This is a genomic window from Tritonibacter sp. SIMBA_163, assembly GCF_046535935.1.
GTDB classification, from domain to species: domain Bacteria; phylum Pseudomonadota; class Alphaproteobacteria; order Rhodobacterales; family Rhodobacteraceae; genus Epibacterium; species Epibacterium scottomollicae.
In genome coordinates this window covers 166,255-182,717 of sequence record NZ_JAWJBP010000005.1, presented here as the reverse complement: position 1 = coordinate 182,717, position 16,463 = coordinate 166,255, and the positions used below count along the sequence as shown (strand labels likewise).

Here is a 16,463-nt window from a genome sequence, read left to right as displayed (position 1 = left end):
GGGGTCTAGCCGTGCATGACAGTCTTGAGGCCAGTTTCCGCAGCCTGTGTTCTTCCGGCCTCAACCGAGGCCGGAACGGTCATATTGTCCAGACCTGGATAGTTCGATCAGCTGGGATCACGCCAGCGATTGACGATCGGATAGCGCCGGTCAAGCCAGAAGGCCCGCTTGGTCAAGCGGGCACCGGGTGCGGACTGAAAACGTTTGTATTCGCTGATATAAAGCAGGTGTTCCACCCGTTTTGCTACATCGCGATCAAAGCCTGCAGCGGCGCAATCGGCGATGGATCCGTCCTGATCTACAAGGATATCGAGAATCGCATCCAGCTCGGGATAATCCGGCAGGGAATCGCTGTCTTTCTGATCCTCGCGCAGCTCCGCCGAGGGGGGCTTGTCGATCACATTCGGGCGGATCACCTCGCCCTCTGGTCCCATCATCCAATCGCGGTGATTGGCATTGCGCCAGCGGCAGGTCTCAAACACGCGCGTCTTGTAGAGGTCCTTGATCGGGTTATAGCCGCCGTTCATATCGCCGTAGATGGTGGCATAGCCCACAGCCACCTCGGATTTGTTGCCAGTGGTCAGCAGCATCTCGCCAAATTTGTTGGACATAGCCATCAGCAGCAGGCCGCGCAGTCGCGACTGGATGTTTTCCTCGGTGAGGTCCGCATCACGCCCCGCAAAGAGCGGCGCAAGCGTATTGCTGATCGCATCACGCCCTTCAGAAATCGGCACATAGTCGTAGTGAACGCCCAGCGCTTTGGCCACGGCCTCGGCATCCTCCAACGATTCCTTTGAGGTGTATTCGGACGGCAGCATAACGCAGCGCACGTTCTCCGACCCCAGTGCATCGACCGCGATGGCGGCCACGATGGCCGAGTCCACGCCCCCCGAAAGGCCCAGCAGCGCTTTTTTAAACCCGGTTTTGCCCATGTAGTCGCGCAAGGACAGCACCATGGTGCGATAATCCTGCTCCCACGCATCGGGCAGATGTGCCTTTTCGCCCTCTTGAATGCGCCAGCCATCGGCGGTGCGCTCCAGATCGAGCTGCGTGATGCATTCGTCAAAGACCGGCAACTGAACCGCCAATGCACCATGCGGGTTCAGGGCAAAGCTGCCGCCGTCAAAGACCTGATCGTCCTGACCGCCCACCATATTGAGGTAGATCACCGGCAGACCGGTCTCGATCGAGCGGGCCACCATGTGATTGTAGCGGGTCTCCATCTTGCCACGATAATAGGGCGAGCCATTGGGGATCAGCAGGAATTCGGCGCCGGTTTCTTCCAGCGTCTCGGCCACATCCTCATGCCAGCCATCCTCGCAGATCGGGCTGCCGATACGGGTATTGCCAACAGAGTATGGCCCGCCCAACGGCCCCGCATCAAAAATCCGCACCTCGTCGAATACTGTCTCGTTTGGCAAATGGTGCTTCAGGCATTTGGAGGCGATCTTGCCGCCCTTGAGGATCAGATAGGCATTGTAGAGCTTGCCACCCTCGACCCATGGGCTGCCGATCGCCAGCGCCGGACCATCCGCCACCGCAGCGGCCAGCGCCTCGACCTCGGCAATCGCAGCCTGATGAAAGGCCGGCTTCATCACCAGATCCTGCGTGTTGTATCCTGTGATGAACATCTCCGGCAGCGCCACGAGATCAGCGCCGGCGTCACGCCCGGCCTGCCATGCAGTGCGCGCCTTGGCGGCATTGCCTGCCAGATCACCAACTGTCGGGTTCAATTGCGCAAGCGTGATGCGAAAACTATCGGCCATCTGACGGGTCCTCGGATTCATGTCTTAGCAAGCCGTGTATCAGATCCCTGCCGAAGGGGAAGCCTATGGGGGCAAAACCGTTGCGACCGGGCCGCTGCTGACATAGGTTTGCGGAAAAGCAACCCAATTCCAGGCAGCGCTCGAACGACTTGAGGCAACTGAGGTTTCCATGATCCGCATCAGCTCCACACTTATCCTGACTTCCCTGCTGGCGCTGACCGCGGCGGGCGCCGGGGCTCCCGCATTTGCACAGGACGGACAGGTCCTGACCACCCAAGACGAGATCGGCGGCGTCTACGAGGGGGAGTTCAAGGGCGGACTGCAACACGGTCAGGGCACCTACAAGCTGCCCAACGGCTATGAATATTCCGGCCAATGGGTCGATGGAGAGATCCGTGGCACAGGTGTCGCGCGTTTTCCAAATGGGTCAGTTTACGAAGGCGAATTTGCCAAGGGCAAACCCGAGGGCATCGGCAAGATCACCTTTGCCGACGGCGGCACCTATGAAGGGGAATGGAAAAACGGCGTGATCAACGGCCAGGGCGTTGCGATCTATGCCAACGGCGTGCGCTACGAGGGCACATTCGTCAACGCCAAGCACCACGGCCGTGGTGTGATGCAGAACCCCGGTGGTTATGAATACGAAGGCGATTGGGTCGAAGGCCGCAAAGAGGGCACCGGCAAGATCACCTATCCCAATGGCGCCACCTATCAAGGCGGCGTCAAGGACGGTAAACTCGACGGGCTTGGCACGTTGGTGATGCCCGACGGCCTCAAATACGAGGGCGAATGGGGCGACGACCAGATGAACGGTATGGGCACCCTGACCCAGCCGAACGGCGACGTCTACGAAGGCGCGCTGGTCAGTGGCCGCCGTCAGGGCGAAGGCAAGCTGACCTATGCCAATGGCGATGTCTACGAAGGCATGTTCGAAGACGACCTGCGGCAGGGCCAAGGGACCTACACCGGCACCGACGGATATCTCTACACAGGCCAGTGGCAGGCCGGCCAAATCGAGGGCGAAGGCAAGGTGACCTACCCCGACGGCTCCGTCTATGTTGGTGAGTTCCGCGATGACCTCGCCCATGGCACCGGCAAGATCACCTACCCCGATGGCTCCACCTACGAAGGCGAATGGGTCGCCGGGGTGATCGAGGGCGAAGGCACGGCCACCTACCCCAATGGCACCGTCTACGAAGGCAGTTTCAAGAACGCCAAGAACGATGGCCAGGGCGTCATGACCTCACCGGAAGGGTATCGTTACGAAGGTGGCTGGAAGGACAGCCTGCGCCATGGCGAGGCAAAGGTCACCTATGCCGACGGATCAATCTATGAGGGCATGTTCAAGGATGGCCAGCGCCATGGCACCGGCAAGATCACCCGCCCCGATGGCTTCAGCTATGAAGGCGACTGGGTCGAGGGCAAGATCAACGGTGAAGGGGTCGCCACCTATGCCAATGGCGACGTTTACGAGGGCAGCTTCGTCAACTCCAAGCGCCAGGGACCGGGCACTATGCGCTACGCGTCCGGGCAGGAGGCATCGGGGACTTGGGACAATGGCGCATTGTCTCGCGGCGAAGAGAGCCCGGCCGACGACGACGGCAGCGAATAACCCCACCCATGGCCACCCTCTGCTACGTCTTGACCGGGCGCGATCCGCGCCAACACCAAGAGCTGTCCTATAGCATCCTCTCCGCCCTGAAACAGGGCTTGGAGGGGGTTGAGATTCTGCTGGTCTGTGACGCTGAAAACCGCCGCGCCGACCTGCCGGTCGGACATCTGGATATCTCAACGGATCAGATGGAGCGGTGGACTGAGGCGGGTCGCTATCCCGCGCACACGCGGCTGCACGCGTTGCAGATGGTGCTGGAAAAAACTGACGGTCCGGTCTGTCTGGTCGAGACCGACACAGCCTTCAAAGCGGCGCCCAGAGAGCTGTTCAACCGGATCACACCGAAGACCCCACTGCTCCATGATCGTGCGGGGTGGCTCTCCTCACGGCCTGAGTGGGGCCCGCTGATCGATGCGTGCCGCGACACTCCGGAAGAAACTTTGGTTCACACCGGCGCCGAGGTGTTTGACACTGCGACAATCGGGCTCCTGCCTTCGCACGCAGATTGCATAAAAAAGACAATATCTCTGTCAAAATCGCTACCAGACACCGCAAAAGCACACGAAAAAGAACAATTCCTGCTTGGGGCGGCATTATTGTCCCACACAGGAAATCTGAGCTTTTCCGATGACATCGTGACCCATTACGCGGGCTATATGCGCCATGTGTATCATGGCCGGTTCGACGTCATGTTTCCGGCAGGTGCTGCGGTGAACACCGCACTGGCACAGCAACTTCCCGCTGTAGCTGAGCCGCCGAAACCCTTCCTGTTGCAGCTGAAAGCGAAATACTATGCTCTGCGTCACGGCCTTGGGCGGGGCACACAATTTGGCTATCTTGCCTATCTGTGCGCCTTTGCAGCTCCGACAGCGGAGGGACGCAATGTCTGGGCCAATATTGCGCTGGACATGATGGAGCGCTCTGAAAGACCCGCCGCACAACTGCAGCGTGACCTGCCCAAGCTGGCTCCGGACGCGCTGATACAGGCAGAACTGGCTCCCGCAACAGAGGTGCGCTGGCGGGACTTCTGGGCGAGCAAAGATCTCTAGACGCCGTCTCCCGCGTCAAGCTTGGCGAGGAACGCATCCGCGTCTTTTATGATCGTGGCCCGCTTGTCGTCATCCATTCGATCCCAGGTTCGATACATGTTGCCCATGCGCGGGATGCTCTCGAACCTGTCGCGATGCCGATCCAGAAAATGCCAGTACAGCAGGTTGAACGGACAGGCCCCCTCGCCCGTTTTCTGCTTCACCTTATAGGCGCAACTGCTGCAGTAATTGGACATTCTGTCGATGTAGGCGCCGCTGGAGACATAGGGTTTCGACCCGACCACACCCCCGTCTGCAAACTGGCTCATGCCGATGGTATTGGGCGCCTCCACCCACTCGAAGGCGTCCGCATAGACCGCGAGATACCATTCGTGCACCTCCGCCGGATCCAGCCCGGCCAGCAGTGCAAAATTGCCCGTCACCATTAGCCGCTGGATGTGATGGGCGTAGGCCTCCTCCTTTGTTTGCGCCACCACCTGAGACAGGCAGTGCATATCCGTCGAGGCGCCCCAGAACAGCGGTGGCAGGCTACGCGCATGCCCGAGTGCATTTCGGGAGGTATAGTCCTCCCCTTCAAGGAGATAGATACCGCGCACAAATTCCCGCCATCCCAGAATTTGCCGAATGAACCCCTCCACCGCGTTGATCGGCGCATCTCCGCGATGGTAGGCAGCCTCCGCCGCCGCGCAAACCTCGCTCGGCGATAGCAGACCGATATTCAGGTAGGGCGACAGGATGGAATGGTAGAGCCACCGCTCATCCGTCATCATCGCGTCTTGGAAATCCCCGAACTGCGGCAATGCGTGCTCTATGAAGTGCTCCAGCGCGGTCAGCGCCTCTGCCCGCGTGGTGGCAAATCCAAACGGCCGCAAATCACCAAAATGCGTGCCAAACCGCTCTTCGACCAGATCGAGCACCTCCGCGACCTCATCATCCGGTTCAAACCAGAGCGGCCCTTCGTGTTCGATCTTCTTTGGCGGGGCCTTGCGGTTGTCCTGATCGAAATTCCACTGCCCACCAACAGGCGAAGTGCCCTCCATCAAGAGACCTGTCTTCTTGCGCATCAGGCGATAGAAATACTCCATCCGCAACTGCTTACGCCCCTCCGCCCAATCGGCAAAATCCTTCCGCGTTGCGAAGAAGCGCTCATCCGCGTGCAGATGCACCTTGAGCGGCGCATATTTCAGAGTCCGGATTAGTCGCCATTCCCCGGGCGTGGTGGCCAGCACCTCACCGGCCCCAAACTCCTCAGCCCGGCGCAGCAACTCGCCCACGATCGAGCCTGCGTTGTCCTTGTCATCGAGCCGTGTGTAGGCAACGCGCCAGCCCTCGGCCTCCAGATGCGCGGCAAACTTGCGCATGGCAGCCAGCACCAGCGCAATCTTCTTGGGATGGTGAGACACATATGTGCCCTCATCCGACACCTCGGCCATCACCACCACGTCGCGCGCGGGATCAGCCGCCCGAAGCGCCGACAAATCATCAGAAAGCTGGTCGCCCAGCACAAGTACAAGTCGTGTCATGAGACGCAGAACTGTGGTGGAAACTCGCAAAGTCCACAGCATCCCCTTCATCTTTTCAATAAATACCTAAGCAACGCCAGGGGCTGATGCTGCCTGTGCTGCATCGCAGAGAATTTTGCCCCTTTCCAATTGCCGCATGGCCTGTATAACTCAGCCCATGACCACGTTTTTTGATATCCAGATTGCCGACGCTGCCTCCCGCAGCGCGCTTTCGCGTGGCCTACTGCTCCTAATCCGCCTCTGAGCGTGCCATCCGGCGCGCCCGCTCAGAGGATGTGCACGCGCGCCACGGATTGGACCCTTTACCCCGCACGCAAGACACGACGTCCCCGGGGACCAGAGCAAGAAAGACATCTGACATGACCAGCATTACCGACCAAGATCGCGTCCTGATCTTCGACACCACTCTGCGCGATGGAGAGCAGAGCCCCGGCGCAACCATGACCCACGACGAAAAGCTCGAGGTTGCTGAGCTTCTGGACGACATGGGCGTCGACGTCATCGAGGCTGGGTTTCCCATTGCCTCCGAAGGCGACTTCAATGCGGTGAGCGAGATCGCCGCGCGCTCGAAGAACTCGATGATCTGCGGCCTCGCCCGCGCCAACCTGAAGGACATCGACCGCTGCGCCGAGGCTGTGCGCAAGGCGGCCCAGCCGCGCATCCATACCTTTATCGGCACCTCGCCGCTGCACCGCGCCATTCCAGACCTCACCATGGACGAGATGGCCGAACGCATCCATGAAACCGTGACCCATGCCCGCAACTTGGTGGACAACGTGCAATGGTCGCCAATGGATGCGACCCGCACCGAATGGGATTACCTCTGCCGGGTGATCGAGATCGCAATCAAGGCGGGTGCCACCACCATCAACATCCCCGACACCGTCGGCTATACCGCACCGCGCGAAAGCGCCGACCTGATCCGCCGCCTGATCGAGACGGTGCCGGGCGCTGACGAGATCGTCTTTGCCACCCACTGCCACAACGACCTTGGCATGGCGACCGCGAACTCACTGGCCGCAGTCGAGGCCGGCGCGCGCCAGATTGAGTGCACCATCAACGGTCTGGGTGAACGGGCCGGCAATACCGCGCTGGAAGAGGTCGTCATGGCCATGAAGGTGCGCAACGACATCATGCCCTTTGCCACCGGCATCGACACCCGCAAGATCATGCATATCTCGCGCCGGGTCGCGACGGTTTCCGGCTTCAACGTGCAGTTCAACAAGGCCATCGTCGGCAAGAACGCCTTCGCCCACGAAAGCGGCATCCACCAGGATGGCATGCTGAAGAACAAGGAAACCTTCGAGATCATGCGGCCCGAGGATGTCGGGCTTGCCGGGACCTCCCTGCCCCTTGGCAAACACTCCGGCCGGGCAGCGCTGCGCGACAAGCTCAGCAACCTCGGTTATGAGGTCGGTGACAACCAGCTCAAGGATATCTTCGTTCGCTTCAAGGAACTTGCCGACCGCAAGAAAGAAGTGTTCGACGACGACATCATCGCGCTGATGCGTACGGGTGGCGATGAGGATGACCATCTCAAGCTGGTCTCGATGAAAGTGGTCTGCGGCACCGGCGGCCCGGCGGAATCCACCGTCGAGATGGAAGTTGACGGTAAAGATGTCTCTGAAACCGCAGAAGGCGACGGCCCGGTCGATGCGACCTTCAAGGCGATCCGCAAGATCCACCCCAATGACGCGCATCTGCAGCTTTATCAGGTGCACGCGGTCACCGAAGGTACAGACGCACAAGCCACCGTGTCCGTCCGGCTGGAAGAAGACGGCATCATCGCCACCGGCGACAGTGCCAACACAGACACCGTGGTTGCCTCTGCCATGGCCTATATCGGCGCGCTCAACCGCCTGATCGTGCGCCGCAACAAGATGGGCGAAGGCGCGGATTCGCGTGAGATCTCCTACAAGGACATCGGCTGAAGCACGCCGCCAGAGATTGGCGCAGACCTAGAACCAAGCATGGATGAGGGCACCTTCGGGTGCCCTTTTTCGTTGACTGGGTGCGGAAGAAATCCGACTGCGCAGGCGATTTGGATCGAGGATAAGGTGCTAAAAGGCACGGCCTCGCAGGACGCCCGGGGCGCGGCTTAGCGCAACGCAGAAAAGCGGCGATCAAGGCGCTGCGTTTCCTCGCGCAAACCAAAGGGCGCATTCACCACAAACAAACCCGATCCGATCATCCGGTGGCCCTCCCGCGCGGGCGGGAAGCGCACTTCGTGCAGCAGCGTTCCCGGCAGGCCCTGAGCTTCCAGCGCAGTCAGCATCCGCTTGTGCGGGCCATCTGTCAGGATCGGATACCACAACACGATCACGCCAACATTCCACTTGCGATGCAGCTTGCCGATAATGCCGGGAATACGACTGTAGTCGGATTTGATCTCATAGCTGGGATCAATCAGCAGCACTCCGCGTCGAGGCTCTGGCGGGGCCAGTGACTGCGCCATCTCGAACCCATCCTGCACATGCACCTTGGCACCGGAGCCGCGCATCGACGCGCGCAGGGCCTGTGCTTCCTGTGGATGCAGCTCTGCCAGATGCACATTGTCGATGGGGCGCAGAACCTCCGTCGCGATGCGCGGCGAGCCCGGATAGCTGGTTGGCCCATGCGCGGCCTGCACACTGTCCAGAACCTGCGCATAGGGGTGGTCGGCTGGGAACCAGTCCCGTGCGATATCGATACCTCTGGCCGCTTCGCCCGTCTTGACGGCCTCGGCAGACGACAGGTCATAGAGAGCCCGCCCCGCGTGGGTTTCCAGATAGCTCAGCGGTTTGTCCTTGCGCGTCATGTACTCCAGTATCCACGCGAGCAGCGCGTGTTTCTGGACATCGGCGAGGTTTCCCGCGTGATAGATATGTTGGTAGGACAGCATGCCCTCCCATAGCGGCAAACCGCGCCCGGCGAAAGAGCGCTCTCTAAACGAAATCTCAACTACAATCGGCCAGTCTGAGGTCAGACATCACCCGCAGAAGCAGGTTGCAATGCCCCTCAGAACGAGTCCCCAAACCGGCGCGCTATGTGCGCTGATGCTGATCTCTTCGGTCTGGACCGACCCGGTTCGTGCCAATTCCGCAGGATTCTCTCTGGTCGGGGACGGCAGCTTCTTCATGCGGACCTCGGCGCCAGCAAACGGTGCAATTGCGGGGCTGAATGATGATGAAACAGGCCGCGGGGCCATCTCGCTGGACCCCGGCGCCGCAAGCCTCTTTCGGGGACGCAGCAGCGGCAGTCTGTTTGCAAGCCCGCCGATGGTCGGCATCGACGTCGCCGCAATCATGAATGTCATCGCCAGCGCCGAGGCAGGCAAGGCGGATTACGACGCCATCCAGCACGGCGCCCGGATCAAACCGCCCGCCTCCCCCACAGACATGACCCTGCTCGAGATCTACGCCTGGATCGACGCGACTCCCGGCCAGCCCCATGCCATCGGGCGCTACCAGTTCATCCCCGCCACCCTGCGCCGGCTCGCCAAGCATCAAAGCGTCCCTCTCGGCCGTCGCTTCAACAAAGAACTTCAGGATCAGCTTGCCCATCAGCTGATCGAGGAAGCCGGTCTCTCGAATTTCAAGGCCGGCGAGATCACGCAGACCACATTCATGAACAACCTCGCCAAAATCTGGGCAGGCTTGCCGACCTCCAGCGGGAAATCCTATTATCACGGCTACGCTGGCAACCGCGCAACCAAGACCTGGGCGGCCTACAAGGCGCAGATGGATGAGATTTTCTCGGGGTAAGAGGCGCTGTTGAACTGAGACCATGATCGGGTGCGGCTGGCTCTGGCGCATGTGCGCAAACGCACGCTGATCTTGATTCCGTGTGCTCGAAAGCGAAAACAGTCGATTTCACAAGCGAAAAGACGCTAGGTGAACGGAATACTCCCTTTTACGGCGGGCTCGGCCTGCTTATAAGATCTAAAGCTGCGACCCGGCGAGAGAGTCGCGGTCAGATAAATGCAGTACTCACAGGATCCCTCTTACATGGCGCTCTTCGGAAATCTCGGCGGTCTGTTTACATCGGACATGGCCATTGACCTCGGTACCGCGAATACGCTGGTTTACGTGAAGGGCCGTGGCGTCATCCTGTCGGAACCTTCAGTGGTGGCCTACCACGTCAAGGATGGCGTGAAAAAAGTGCTCGCCGTCGGTGAGGACGCAAAGCTGATGCTGGGCCGGACCCCCGGCTCTATCGAGGCGATCCGCCCGATGCGCGAAGGTGTCATCGCGGACTTCGACACCGCCGAAGAGATGATCAAGCATTTCATTCGCAAGGTGCACAAACGCTCCACGTTTTCAAAGCCCAAGGTCATCGTCTGCGTCCCGCATGGCGCGACCCCGGTGGAAAAACGCGCCATCCGGTCTTCTGTTCTGGCGGCAGGTGCCCGCCGTGCAGGGCTGATTGCTGAACCGATTGCCGCCGCCATCGGCGCTGGCATGCCCATCACCGACCCGACCGGCAACATGGTCGTCGACATCGGCGGTGGTACCACCGAGGTGGCCGTCCTGTCGCTTGGTGACATCGTCTACGCCCGCTCCGTTCGGGTGGGTGGCGACCGCATGGATGAGGCGATCATTTCCTACCTGCGTCGCCAACAGAACCTGCTGATCGGCGAGGCGACATCAGAACGCATCAAGACCTCGATCGGCACGGCTCGCATGCCCGACGATGGCCGGGGTCAATCGATGCAGATCCGCGGTCGGGACCTGCTGAATGGCGTTCCCAAGGAAATCGAGATTTCTCAGGCCCAGGTGGCTGAGGCGCTGGCCGAACCGGTACAGCAGATCTGCGAGGCAGTGATGACCGCACTGGAAACCACGCCGCCGGATCTGGCAGCTGATATCGTCGATCGGGGCGTTATGCTGACCGGGGGCGGTGCGCTTCTGGGCGATCTGGATCTGGCACTGCGCGAGCAAACAGGCCTTGCGGTCTCGATCGCGGATGAAAGCCTGAACTGCGTCGCACTTGGTACGGGCAAGGCGCTGGAGTACGAAAAACTGCTGCGCCACGCGATCGACTACGAAAGCTGATCCCCCCGCCCCGCGCGGGGCATGCCACTGAATTTGATTGACGTCTGGAAGGAGTGCCTTGGCCAAGGATCGGTCACAGCGCGAAGACTATGCAGGCCCGCTCAAGCGTTTGCTTGTCGGGATTTTGGTGCTGTTTCTCGCGGTCGTCTTCATCGTCTGGCGCATCGACAGTCCACGAGTCGAGCGGTTTCGCGCGCAGGTGGTGGATGCGGTGGTGCCCAATATGCAATGGGCCATGGTTCCCGTCACCGGCATCGTAAACCTGGTGCGTGACTTCCAAAGCTATCAGCGCCTGTCGGAACAGAACCAGGAGCTGCGCTCCGAATTGCGCCAGATGCGGGCCTGGAAAGAAGCTGCCTTGCAGCTGGAACAGGAAAACGCGCGATTGCTCGATCTCAACAACGTCCGGCTGGATCCGCAGCTGACCTATGTCACCGGTGTCGTCGTGGCAGACTCCGGCTCGCCTTTCCGGCAATCGGTTCTGCTGAACGTCGGGGCACGCGATGGCATTCGCGACGGCTGGGCGGCGATGGACGGCATTGGGCTGGTGGGACGCATCTCCGGCACCGGCCTGAAGACTGCGCGGGTTATCCTGCTGACGGATGCCGCAAGTGCGGTTCCGGCCACGCTCCAGCCGTCGGGCCAAACCGCGCTGGTCAGTGGCGATAATACTGCCGCGCCCTTGCTGAATTTTGTTGAAAACCCGGAGATGGTCCGCCCCGGAGACCGTGTTGTGACCTCGGGCGATGGTCATGTCTTTCCGCCGGGACTGCTGATCGGTCAGGTGGCACAAGACAAGGCCGGGCGCCTGCGCGTACGTCTCTCCGCAGACTATGAGCGGTTGGAGTTCCTGCGCGTTCTGCGCCATCAGGGCAGCGTTCCGATTTCGGATCCGGGCGCGCTGATCGCACCGGTTCCAGACGACATGATACCGCTCCCCCGCCCGGACACATTGCTGGACGGCGTTCTCCCCGAGGCTGCCGGTGACGAGGCCGAGAATGGCTAAGACAACGCCAGCCGCAATTTGGCTCATGCGCGCTATCTTTGTCGGGCTGGCGCTGGTCATCATGTTCTTTCACCTGCTGCCGCTGGACACCACACCGCGCCGCTGGGCACCGCCAGATCTGCTGCTGGCCGTGGCGCTGGCCTGGACTGCACGGCGCGCAGATTTTGTCCCGCCCCTGTTGATCGCCGCCGTAATGCTGCTTGCTGATCTGTTGTTTCAGCGTCCTCCGGGATTATGGGCCTTGCTGGTTCTGCTCGCCTGCGAGTTCATCAGATCACGCTTGCCCGCCAGCCGGGAGACGCCGTTTCTGGGAGAATGGTTCGCGGTCTCCGTGGTCATAATTGCCATTGCTTTGCTCAATCGCATGATCCTTGGCATGCTTGCGGTCGAGCAGGCGCATATCGCGCTGATTCTCGTGCAGGTCATTATGACCATCGCCGCCTATCCGGTCGTGGTTCTGCTGAGCCAGAGCGTGTTTGGCGTGCGACGTCTTTCTCCTGCCGATGCAGAAACCCTTGGAGCTCGCCTGTGAAACGCACCCCGAAGGACCAGGATCACAGCCATCGCACCCTGACCCGCCGCACCCTGCTGCTGGGCGGGTTGCAGCTGGGCTTTACCGGTGCGCTGGCCATGCGGATGCGTTTTCTGCAGGTGGATCAGGCAGATCAGTTCCGTCTGCTGGCCGAAGAAAACCGCATCAACATCCGCCTGCTCGCCCCCAGTCGCGGCGAGATCTATGACCGCAACGGTATTATCATCGCGCAAAACTCCCCGTCCTACCGCATCGTGTTGGTGCCCGAAGACGCCGGTGATGTGGAAGGCGTGATTGAAAACCTCACCCGCTTGCTGCCGCTCGATACAGAGGACCTGGAACGTGCGCGCGCAGAGATGCGGCGTTCGCGTCCGTTTCTCCCCATCACGCTGGCCGATCAGCTTTCCTGGGATGACATTTCAAAAGTCGCGGTCAACGCCCCAGCCCTGCCGGGCATCACGCCCGAGGTCGGACTGTCCCGTGTCTATCCGCAGGGCGCCGATTTTGCGCATGTGGTTGGCTATGTCGGTCCTGTCTCCGACTACGACCTGTCGAAGATGGAAAGCCCCGATCCGGTCTTGCTGACCCCCCGGTTCCAATTCGGCAAGGTCGGTTTTGAATCCAAACGTGAGGAAACCCTGCGCGGCAAGGCCGGGACCAAGAGGGTCGAGGTCAATGCCGCCGGTCGGATCATGCGCGAACTGGATCGCCGCGAGGGGCAGGCTGGCGCGGATGTGCAGCTGACGCTCGATGCGGACCTGCAAAGCTATGTGCAGGCCCGGCTTGGCAATGAAAGCGCCGCCGCCGTTGTGATCGACGTGGAGAATGGCGATCTGCAGGCCATCTGCTCCAGCCCGAGCTTTGACCCCAACCTCTTTGTGCGCGGCATCTCTGTGGCCGACTATAGCGCCCTCACCGAAGACCCCTATCGCCCGCTGGCCAACAAGACCGTGCAAGGGACCTACCCGCCGGGCTCCACATTCAAGATGGTGACGGCGCTGGCGGGACTGGAGAGCGGCGTCATTACACCGGAAGAAACCACATGGTGCCCCGGGCATCTGGAAGTCTCCGGCCGGCGGTTCCACTGCTGGAAGCGCGCCGGTCATGGGCACGTCAACCTTCTGGATTCACTAAAGAGTTCCTGTGACGTCTACTATTACGATCTGGCGATCAAGGTCGGGATAGACCGGATTTCAGAGATGGCCAACAAACTCGGCCTTGGTATTCGCCACGATATACCGATGTCCGCAGTGGCCGCCGGACTTGCTCCGAACCGGGAGTGGAAGTCCCGCACCTATGGGCAGGATTGGCTGGTTGGCGACACGGTGAATGCCTCGATCGGCCAGGGCTATATGCTTGCGTCGCCCATGCAGCTTGCAGTCATGACAGCACGGATTGCCAACGGCCGCAGTGTCACACCTCGTCTGGTGAAATCCATCAATGGTGTCGAACAACCGTCTGGCGCAGGCGAAATGATCGGCCTCACCCCCTCGTATCTGGACCACGTGCGCAAGGCCATGTACGCGGTCAGCAATGATCGCCGCGGCACCGGGTATCGGTCCCGCATCATTGCGGATGGCATGCGCATGGCGGGCAAGTCCGGCACCAGTCAGGTGCGCAACATCACCGCGGCAGAGCGCGCGACAGGGGTGATCCATAACCGGGACCTGCCATGGGAACGCCGCGACCACGCTCTGTATGTGTGTTTTGCCCCCTATGACAAACCAAAGTACGCGGTTGCGGTCGTTGTCGAACATGGTGGCGGCGGATCCTCCACAGCCGCCCCCGTGGCGCGGGATGTATTGCTGCAAGCGCTCTATGGCGGCACGCCACCGCTGGAGGCCTATCCGACCGGTGACCGCCGCAAGATCAAGGCACAGCAGGAGCGGCTCGAACGCGAGCGGATTAAACGCTCGGACGGGAAAGAGAGCGATCAGGCATGAGCTATCTTGAGTATCACGCCAAATCGACGCCCACCGGGTTTCGCAAGATCCTGTTTCTGAACTGGCCCCTTGTTCTTCTGCTGACTGCGGCCGCAAGCGTCGGTTTCCTGATGCTGTATTCCGTGGCGGGTGGATCATTCACGCCTTGGGTCGAACCTCAGGCGAAACGGTTCCTGATCGGCCTCGGGGTCATGCTGGTGGTGGCGATGGTTCCGATCTGGTTCTGGCGCAATATCTCGGTTCTGGCCTACCTGATTGCGCTGGTGCTTTTGGTTGCGGTGGAATTTTTCGGCTCCGTCGGCATGGGCGCGCAGCGTTGGGTGGACCTCGGGCCAGTGCGTCTGCAACCGTCAGAGCTGATGAAGATCACGCTGGTGATGGTGCTTGCGGCCTATTACGACTGGCTGCCGCCGCACCGGACCTCTCGGCCACTTTTCGTCTTGCTGCCGGTTTTGATCGTGCTTGCGCCTACCTTTCTGGTTTTGAAGCAACCTGACCTCGGGACGTCGATCCTGCTGCTGGCCGCCGGGGGCGGCGTGATGTTCCTCGCCGGGGTTCACTGGGCCTACTTCACCGCCGTGATCGCGGCGGCGGTCGGGCTCGTGGTGGCCGTATTCCAAAGCCGCGGCACCGACTGGCAGTTGCTCAAGGATTACCAATACAGGCGTATCGACACCTTTCTCGATCCTTCTCAGGATCCGCTGGGCGCAGGCTATCACATAACGCAATCCAAGATCGCCCTTGGGTCGGGCGGCTGGTCGGGACGTGGCTTCATGCAGGGCACCCAGTCACGCCTGAACTTTCTGCCGGAAAAGCAGACCGACTTCATTTTCACCACGCTGGCAGAAGAATTCGGCTTTGTCGGCGGGGTGATGCTCCTGACCATCTATGTGATGATCATCATCTTCTGTGTGGCCACGGCGGTCTCGACCAAGGACCGGTTCTCGTCGCTGGTGACGCTGGGGATTGCGCTCAATTTCTTTTTGTTCTTTGCCGTCAACATGTCGATGGTGATGGGGCTGGCCCCGGTGGTCGGCGTACCGCTGCCGCTGGTGTCCTATGGTGGCTCCGCGATGCTGGTGCTGTTGGCGGCCTTCGGGATCGTGCAGAGCGCCAACGTCCACCGCCCACGCTAACGCAATGCCGCCCGCACAAGCGCCATCAGTGGGCTGTCCGCGTCCCGTTGCCGGTGCAGCAATCCGATGCGGCGACGCGCGCCTGACCAAGGTGTAAAATCGGCGCCGGGCGCATGTCGGGACAATCCCCGCCAGCCGGGCAGAACCGCCTGCCCGACGCCCCCCTCCACCATCTGCGCGATTGTCTCAAGCGCATCCATCTCGACCAAGACCTGCGGATCCTCCACCCGATCCCGCAATGCCGACCAGCACAGGCTTCCGCCCCAGGCCTCACGGGAGTAGACGAGGTAGGGCAACCGCGCGATCTCGCTATGGCGCGGGCGTAGCAGGCCGATGGGTTCTTCGATCAGCAGGTCGAACCGCAGGGCTTTGGGCAGGTTGACCGGCGGCTCCACCACCACCGCCATATCGATGTCCTCTGCCTCAAGTGCCGCCAATAACCCCGGGGATGTGCCGGGGATCAGGCGCAACTCGACATCAGGCGCCTGCTCTCGCAGATGCCGTAGCAAGGGTGCGGCGCAGTCGCCCAGAGCTGTCGAAATCGCGCCGATCCGACAGCTGCCGGCCAGCCCCTGCCCGCGCACATCGGCCCGCAAGTCCTGCTCTATTCTCAGCATTTCGCGCAGGCGGGGCAGCAGGTTTCGGCACGCGTGGGTGGGGCGCACCATGCGCCCTTCCCGCCGCAACAACGCCACCCCCAGATCGGTCTCCAGCGTCGTGATCCGCTGAGACAGTGCCGAGGCGGTCACGCCGACGCGCCGGGCCGCCGCTGCAAAGGAGCCTTCCTCCACGATAGCCAAAAGGCTGGCGACAAATCGCGTATCCACAGCTTTCCTTACGTCTGAACATTCAAAAACAAGCTA

Annotated in this window: 13 protein-coding genes; 9 read left to right on the top strand and 4 right to left on the bottom strand. The window is 61.0% G+C overall.

All coding sequences use genetic code 11. From position 1 onward, the window contains the following. Positions 1-107: 107 nt before the first annotated feature. A complete protein-coding gene (locus tag R0J92_RS11100) occupies positions 108-1,766 on the bottom strand; it encodes an NAD+ synthase (protein ID WP_411051718.1) in 1,659 nt (552 codons plus the stop codon). 169 nt (positions 1,767-1,935) lie between these two features. Here R0J92_RS11100 and R0J92_RS11095 point away from each other — a divergent pair, with 169 nt between their 5' ends. Together R0J92_RS11095 and R0J92_RS11090 are read left to right on the top strand one after the other, a co-directional pair. Continuing rightward, a complete protein-coding gene (locus tag R0J92_RS11095; protein WP_411051717.1) occupies positions 1,936-3,378 on the top strand; it encodes an MORN repeat-containing protein in 1,443 nt (480 codons plus the stop codon). A gap of 8 nt (positions 3,379-3,386) precedes the next feature. Further along, positions 3,387-4,427: a hypothetical protein gene (locus R0J92_RS11090; RefSeq protein ID WP_411051716.1), complete on the top strand. Its 1,041-nt coding sequence runs from the start codon at positions 3,387-3,389 to the stop codon at positions 4,425-4,427. Here the strand turns inward: R0J92_RS11090 and R0J92_RS11085 are convergent. After that, on the bottom strand, positions 4,424-5,950 hold the full coding sequence (locus tag R0J92_RS11085; RefSeq protein WP_411051715.1) for a cryptochrome/photolyase family protein: 1,527 nt from the start codon (positions 5,948-5,950) through the stop codon (positions 4,424-4,426). The genes R0J92_RS11090 and R0J92_RS11085 overlap by 4 nt on opposite strands. Positions 5,951-6,309: 359 nt before the next feature. On the opposite strand from R0J92_RS11085, the gene R0J92_RS11080 reads away from it, so the two are divergent. Next, positions 6,310-7,881, top strand: coding sequence for a 2-isopropylmalate synthase (locus R0J92_RS11080; RefSeq protein WP_411051714.1), 1,572 nt, complete (start codon positions 6,310-6,312; stop codon positions 7,879-7,881). A 167-nt stretch (positions 7,882-8,048) separates the two neighbouring features. Here R0J92_RS11080 and R0J92_RS11075 read toward each other — a convergent pair whose 3' ends face one another. Further along, positions 8,049-8,831, bottom strand: coding sequence for a 23S rRNA (adenine(2030)-N(6))-methyltransferase RlmJ (locus tag R0J92_RS11075; RefSeq protein ID WP_411051713.1), 783 nt, complete (start codon positions 8,829-8,831; stop codon positions 8,049-8,051). A gap of 109 nt (positions 8,832-8,940) precedes the next feature. Between R0J92_RS11075 and R0J92_RS11070 the strand changes: the two genes are divergently transcribed. The 6 genes from R0J92_RS11070 (at position 8,941) to rodA (ending at position 15,600) form a co-directional block, all read left to right on the top strand. Further along, positions 8,941-9,693, top strand: coding sequence for a hypothetical protein (locus R0J92_RS11070; RefSeq protein WP_411051712.1), 753 nt, complete (start codon positions 8,941-8,943; stop codon positions 9,691-9,693). Between the two features lie 243 nt (positions 9,694-9,936). Next, positions 9,937-10,983 carry a rod shape-determining protein gene (locus tag R0J92_RS11065; RefSeq protein WP_106163781.1) on the top strand — a complete coding sequence of 349 codons (1,047 nt, stop codon included), beginning with the start codon at positions 9,937-9,939 and terminating at the stop codon, positions 10,981-10,983. A gap of 58 nt (positions 10,984-11,041) precedes the next feature. Next, a complete protein-coding gene (gene mreC / locus R0J92_RS11060; protein ID WP_106163782.1) occupies positions 11,042-11,989 on the top strand; it encodes a rod shape-determining protein MreC in 948 nt (315 codons plus the stop codon). Continuing rightward, positions 11,982-12,521, top strand: coding sequence for a rod shape-determining protein MreD (locus R0J92_RS11055; RefSeq protein WP_411051711.1), 540 nt, complete (start codon positions 11,982-11,984; stop codon positions 12,519-12,521). The genes mreC and R0J92_RS11055 overlap by 8 nt, the downstream gene beginning before the upstream one ends. Continuing rightward, positions 12,518-14,464, top strand: a complete 1,947-nt coding sequence (gene mrdA, locus R0J92_RS11050) for a penicillin-binding protein 2 (RefSeq protein WP_411051710.1) — start codon at positions 12,518-12,520, stop codon at positions 14,462-14,464. Before R0J92_RS11055 ends, mrdA begins: the two co-directional genes overlap by 4 nt. Continuing rightward, entirely contained in the window at positions 14,461-15,600 is a 1,140-nt protein-coding gene (gene rodA / locus R0J92_RS11045; RefSeq protein WP_317385452.1) for a rod shape-determining protein RodA, read from the top strand. The genes mrdA and rodA overlap by 4 nt, the downstream gene beginning before the upstream one ends. Here rodA and R0J92_RS11040 read toward each other — a convergent pair. Next, a complete protein-coding gene (locus R0J92_RS11040) occupies positions 15,597-16,427 on the bottom strand; it encodes a LysR family transcriptional regulator (protein WP_411051709.1) in 831 nt (276 codons plus the stop codon). The two genes, rodA and R0J92_RS11040, sit on opposite strands and share 4 nt — an antisense overlap. Positions 16,428-16,463: the final 36 nt, after the last annotated feature.

Bases quoted from the DNA above. Each gene is read 5' to 3' on its own strand.
- R0J92_RS11100 (WP_411051718.1), bottom strand. From the start codon at position 1,766: ATGGCCGATAGTTTTCGCATCACGCTTGCGCAATTGAACCCGACAGTT.
- R0J92_RS11095 (WP_411051717.1), top strand. From the start codon at position 1,936: ATGATCCGCATCAGCTCCACACTTATCCTGACTTCCCTGCTGGCGCTG.
- R0J92_RS11090 (WP_411051716.1), top strand. From the start codon at position 3,387: ATGGCCACCCTCTGCTACGTCTTGACCGGGCGCGATCCGCGCCAACAC.
- R0J92_RS11085 (WP_411051715.1), bottom strand. From the start codon at position 5,950: ATGACACGACTTGTACTTGTGCTGGGCGACCAGCTTTCTGATGATTTG.
- R0J92_RS11080 (WP_411051714.1), top strand. From the start codon at position 6,310: ATGACCAGCATTACCGACCAAGATCGCGTCCTGATCTTCGACACCACT.
- R0J92_RS11075 (WP_411051713.1), bottom strand. From the start codon at position 8,831: ATGCTGTCCTACCAACATATCTATCACGCGGGAAACCTCGCCGATGTC.
- R0J92_RS11070 (WP_411051712.1), top strand. From the start codon at position 8,941: ATGCCCCTCAGAACGAGTCCCCAAACCGGCGCGCTATGTGCGCTGATG.
- R0J92_RS11065 (WP_106163781.1), top strand. From the start codon at position 9,937: ATGGCGCTCTTCGGAAATCTCGGCGGTCTGTTTACATCGGACATGGCC.
- R0J92_RS11055 (WP_411051711.1), top strand. From the start codon at position 11,982: ATGGCTAAGACAACGCCAGCCGCAATTTGGCTCATGCGCGCTATCTTT.
- rodA (WP_317385452.1), top strand. From the start codon at position 14,461: ATGAGCTATCTTGAGTATCACGCCAAATCGACGCCCACCGGGTTTCGC.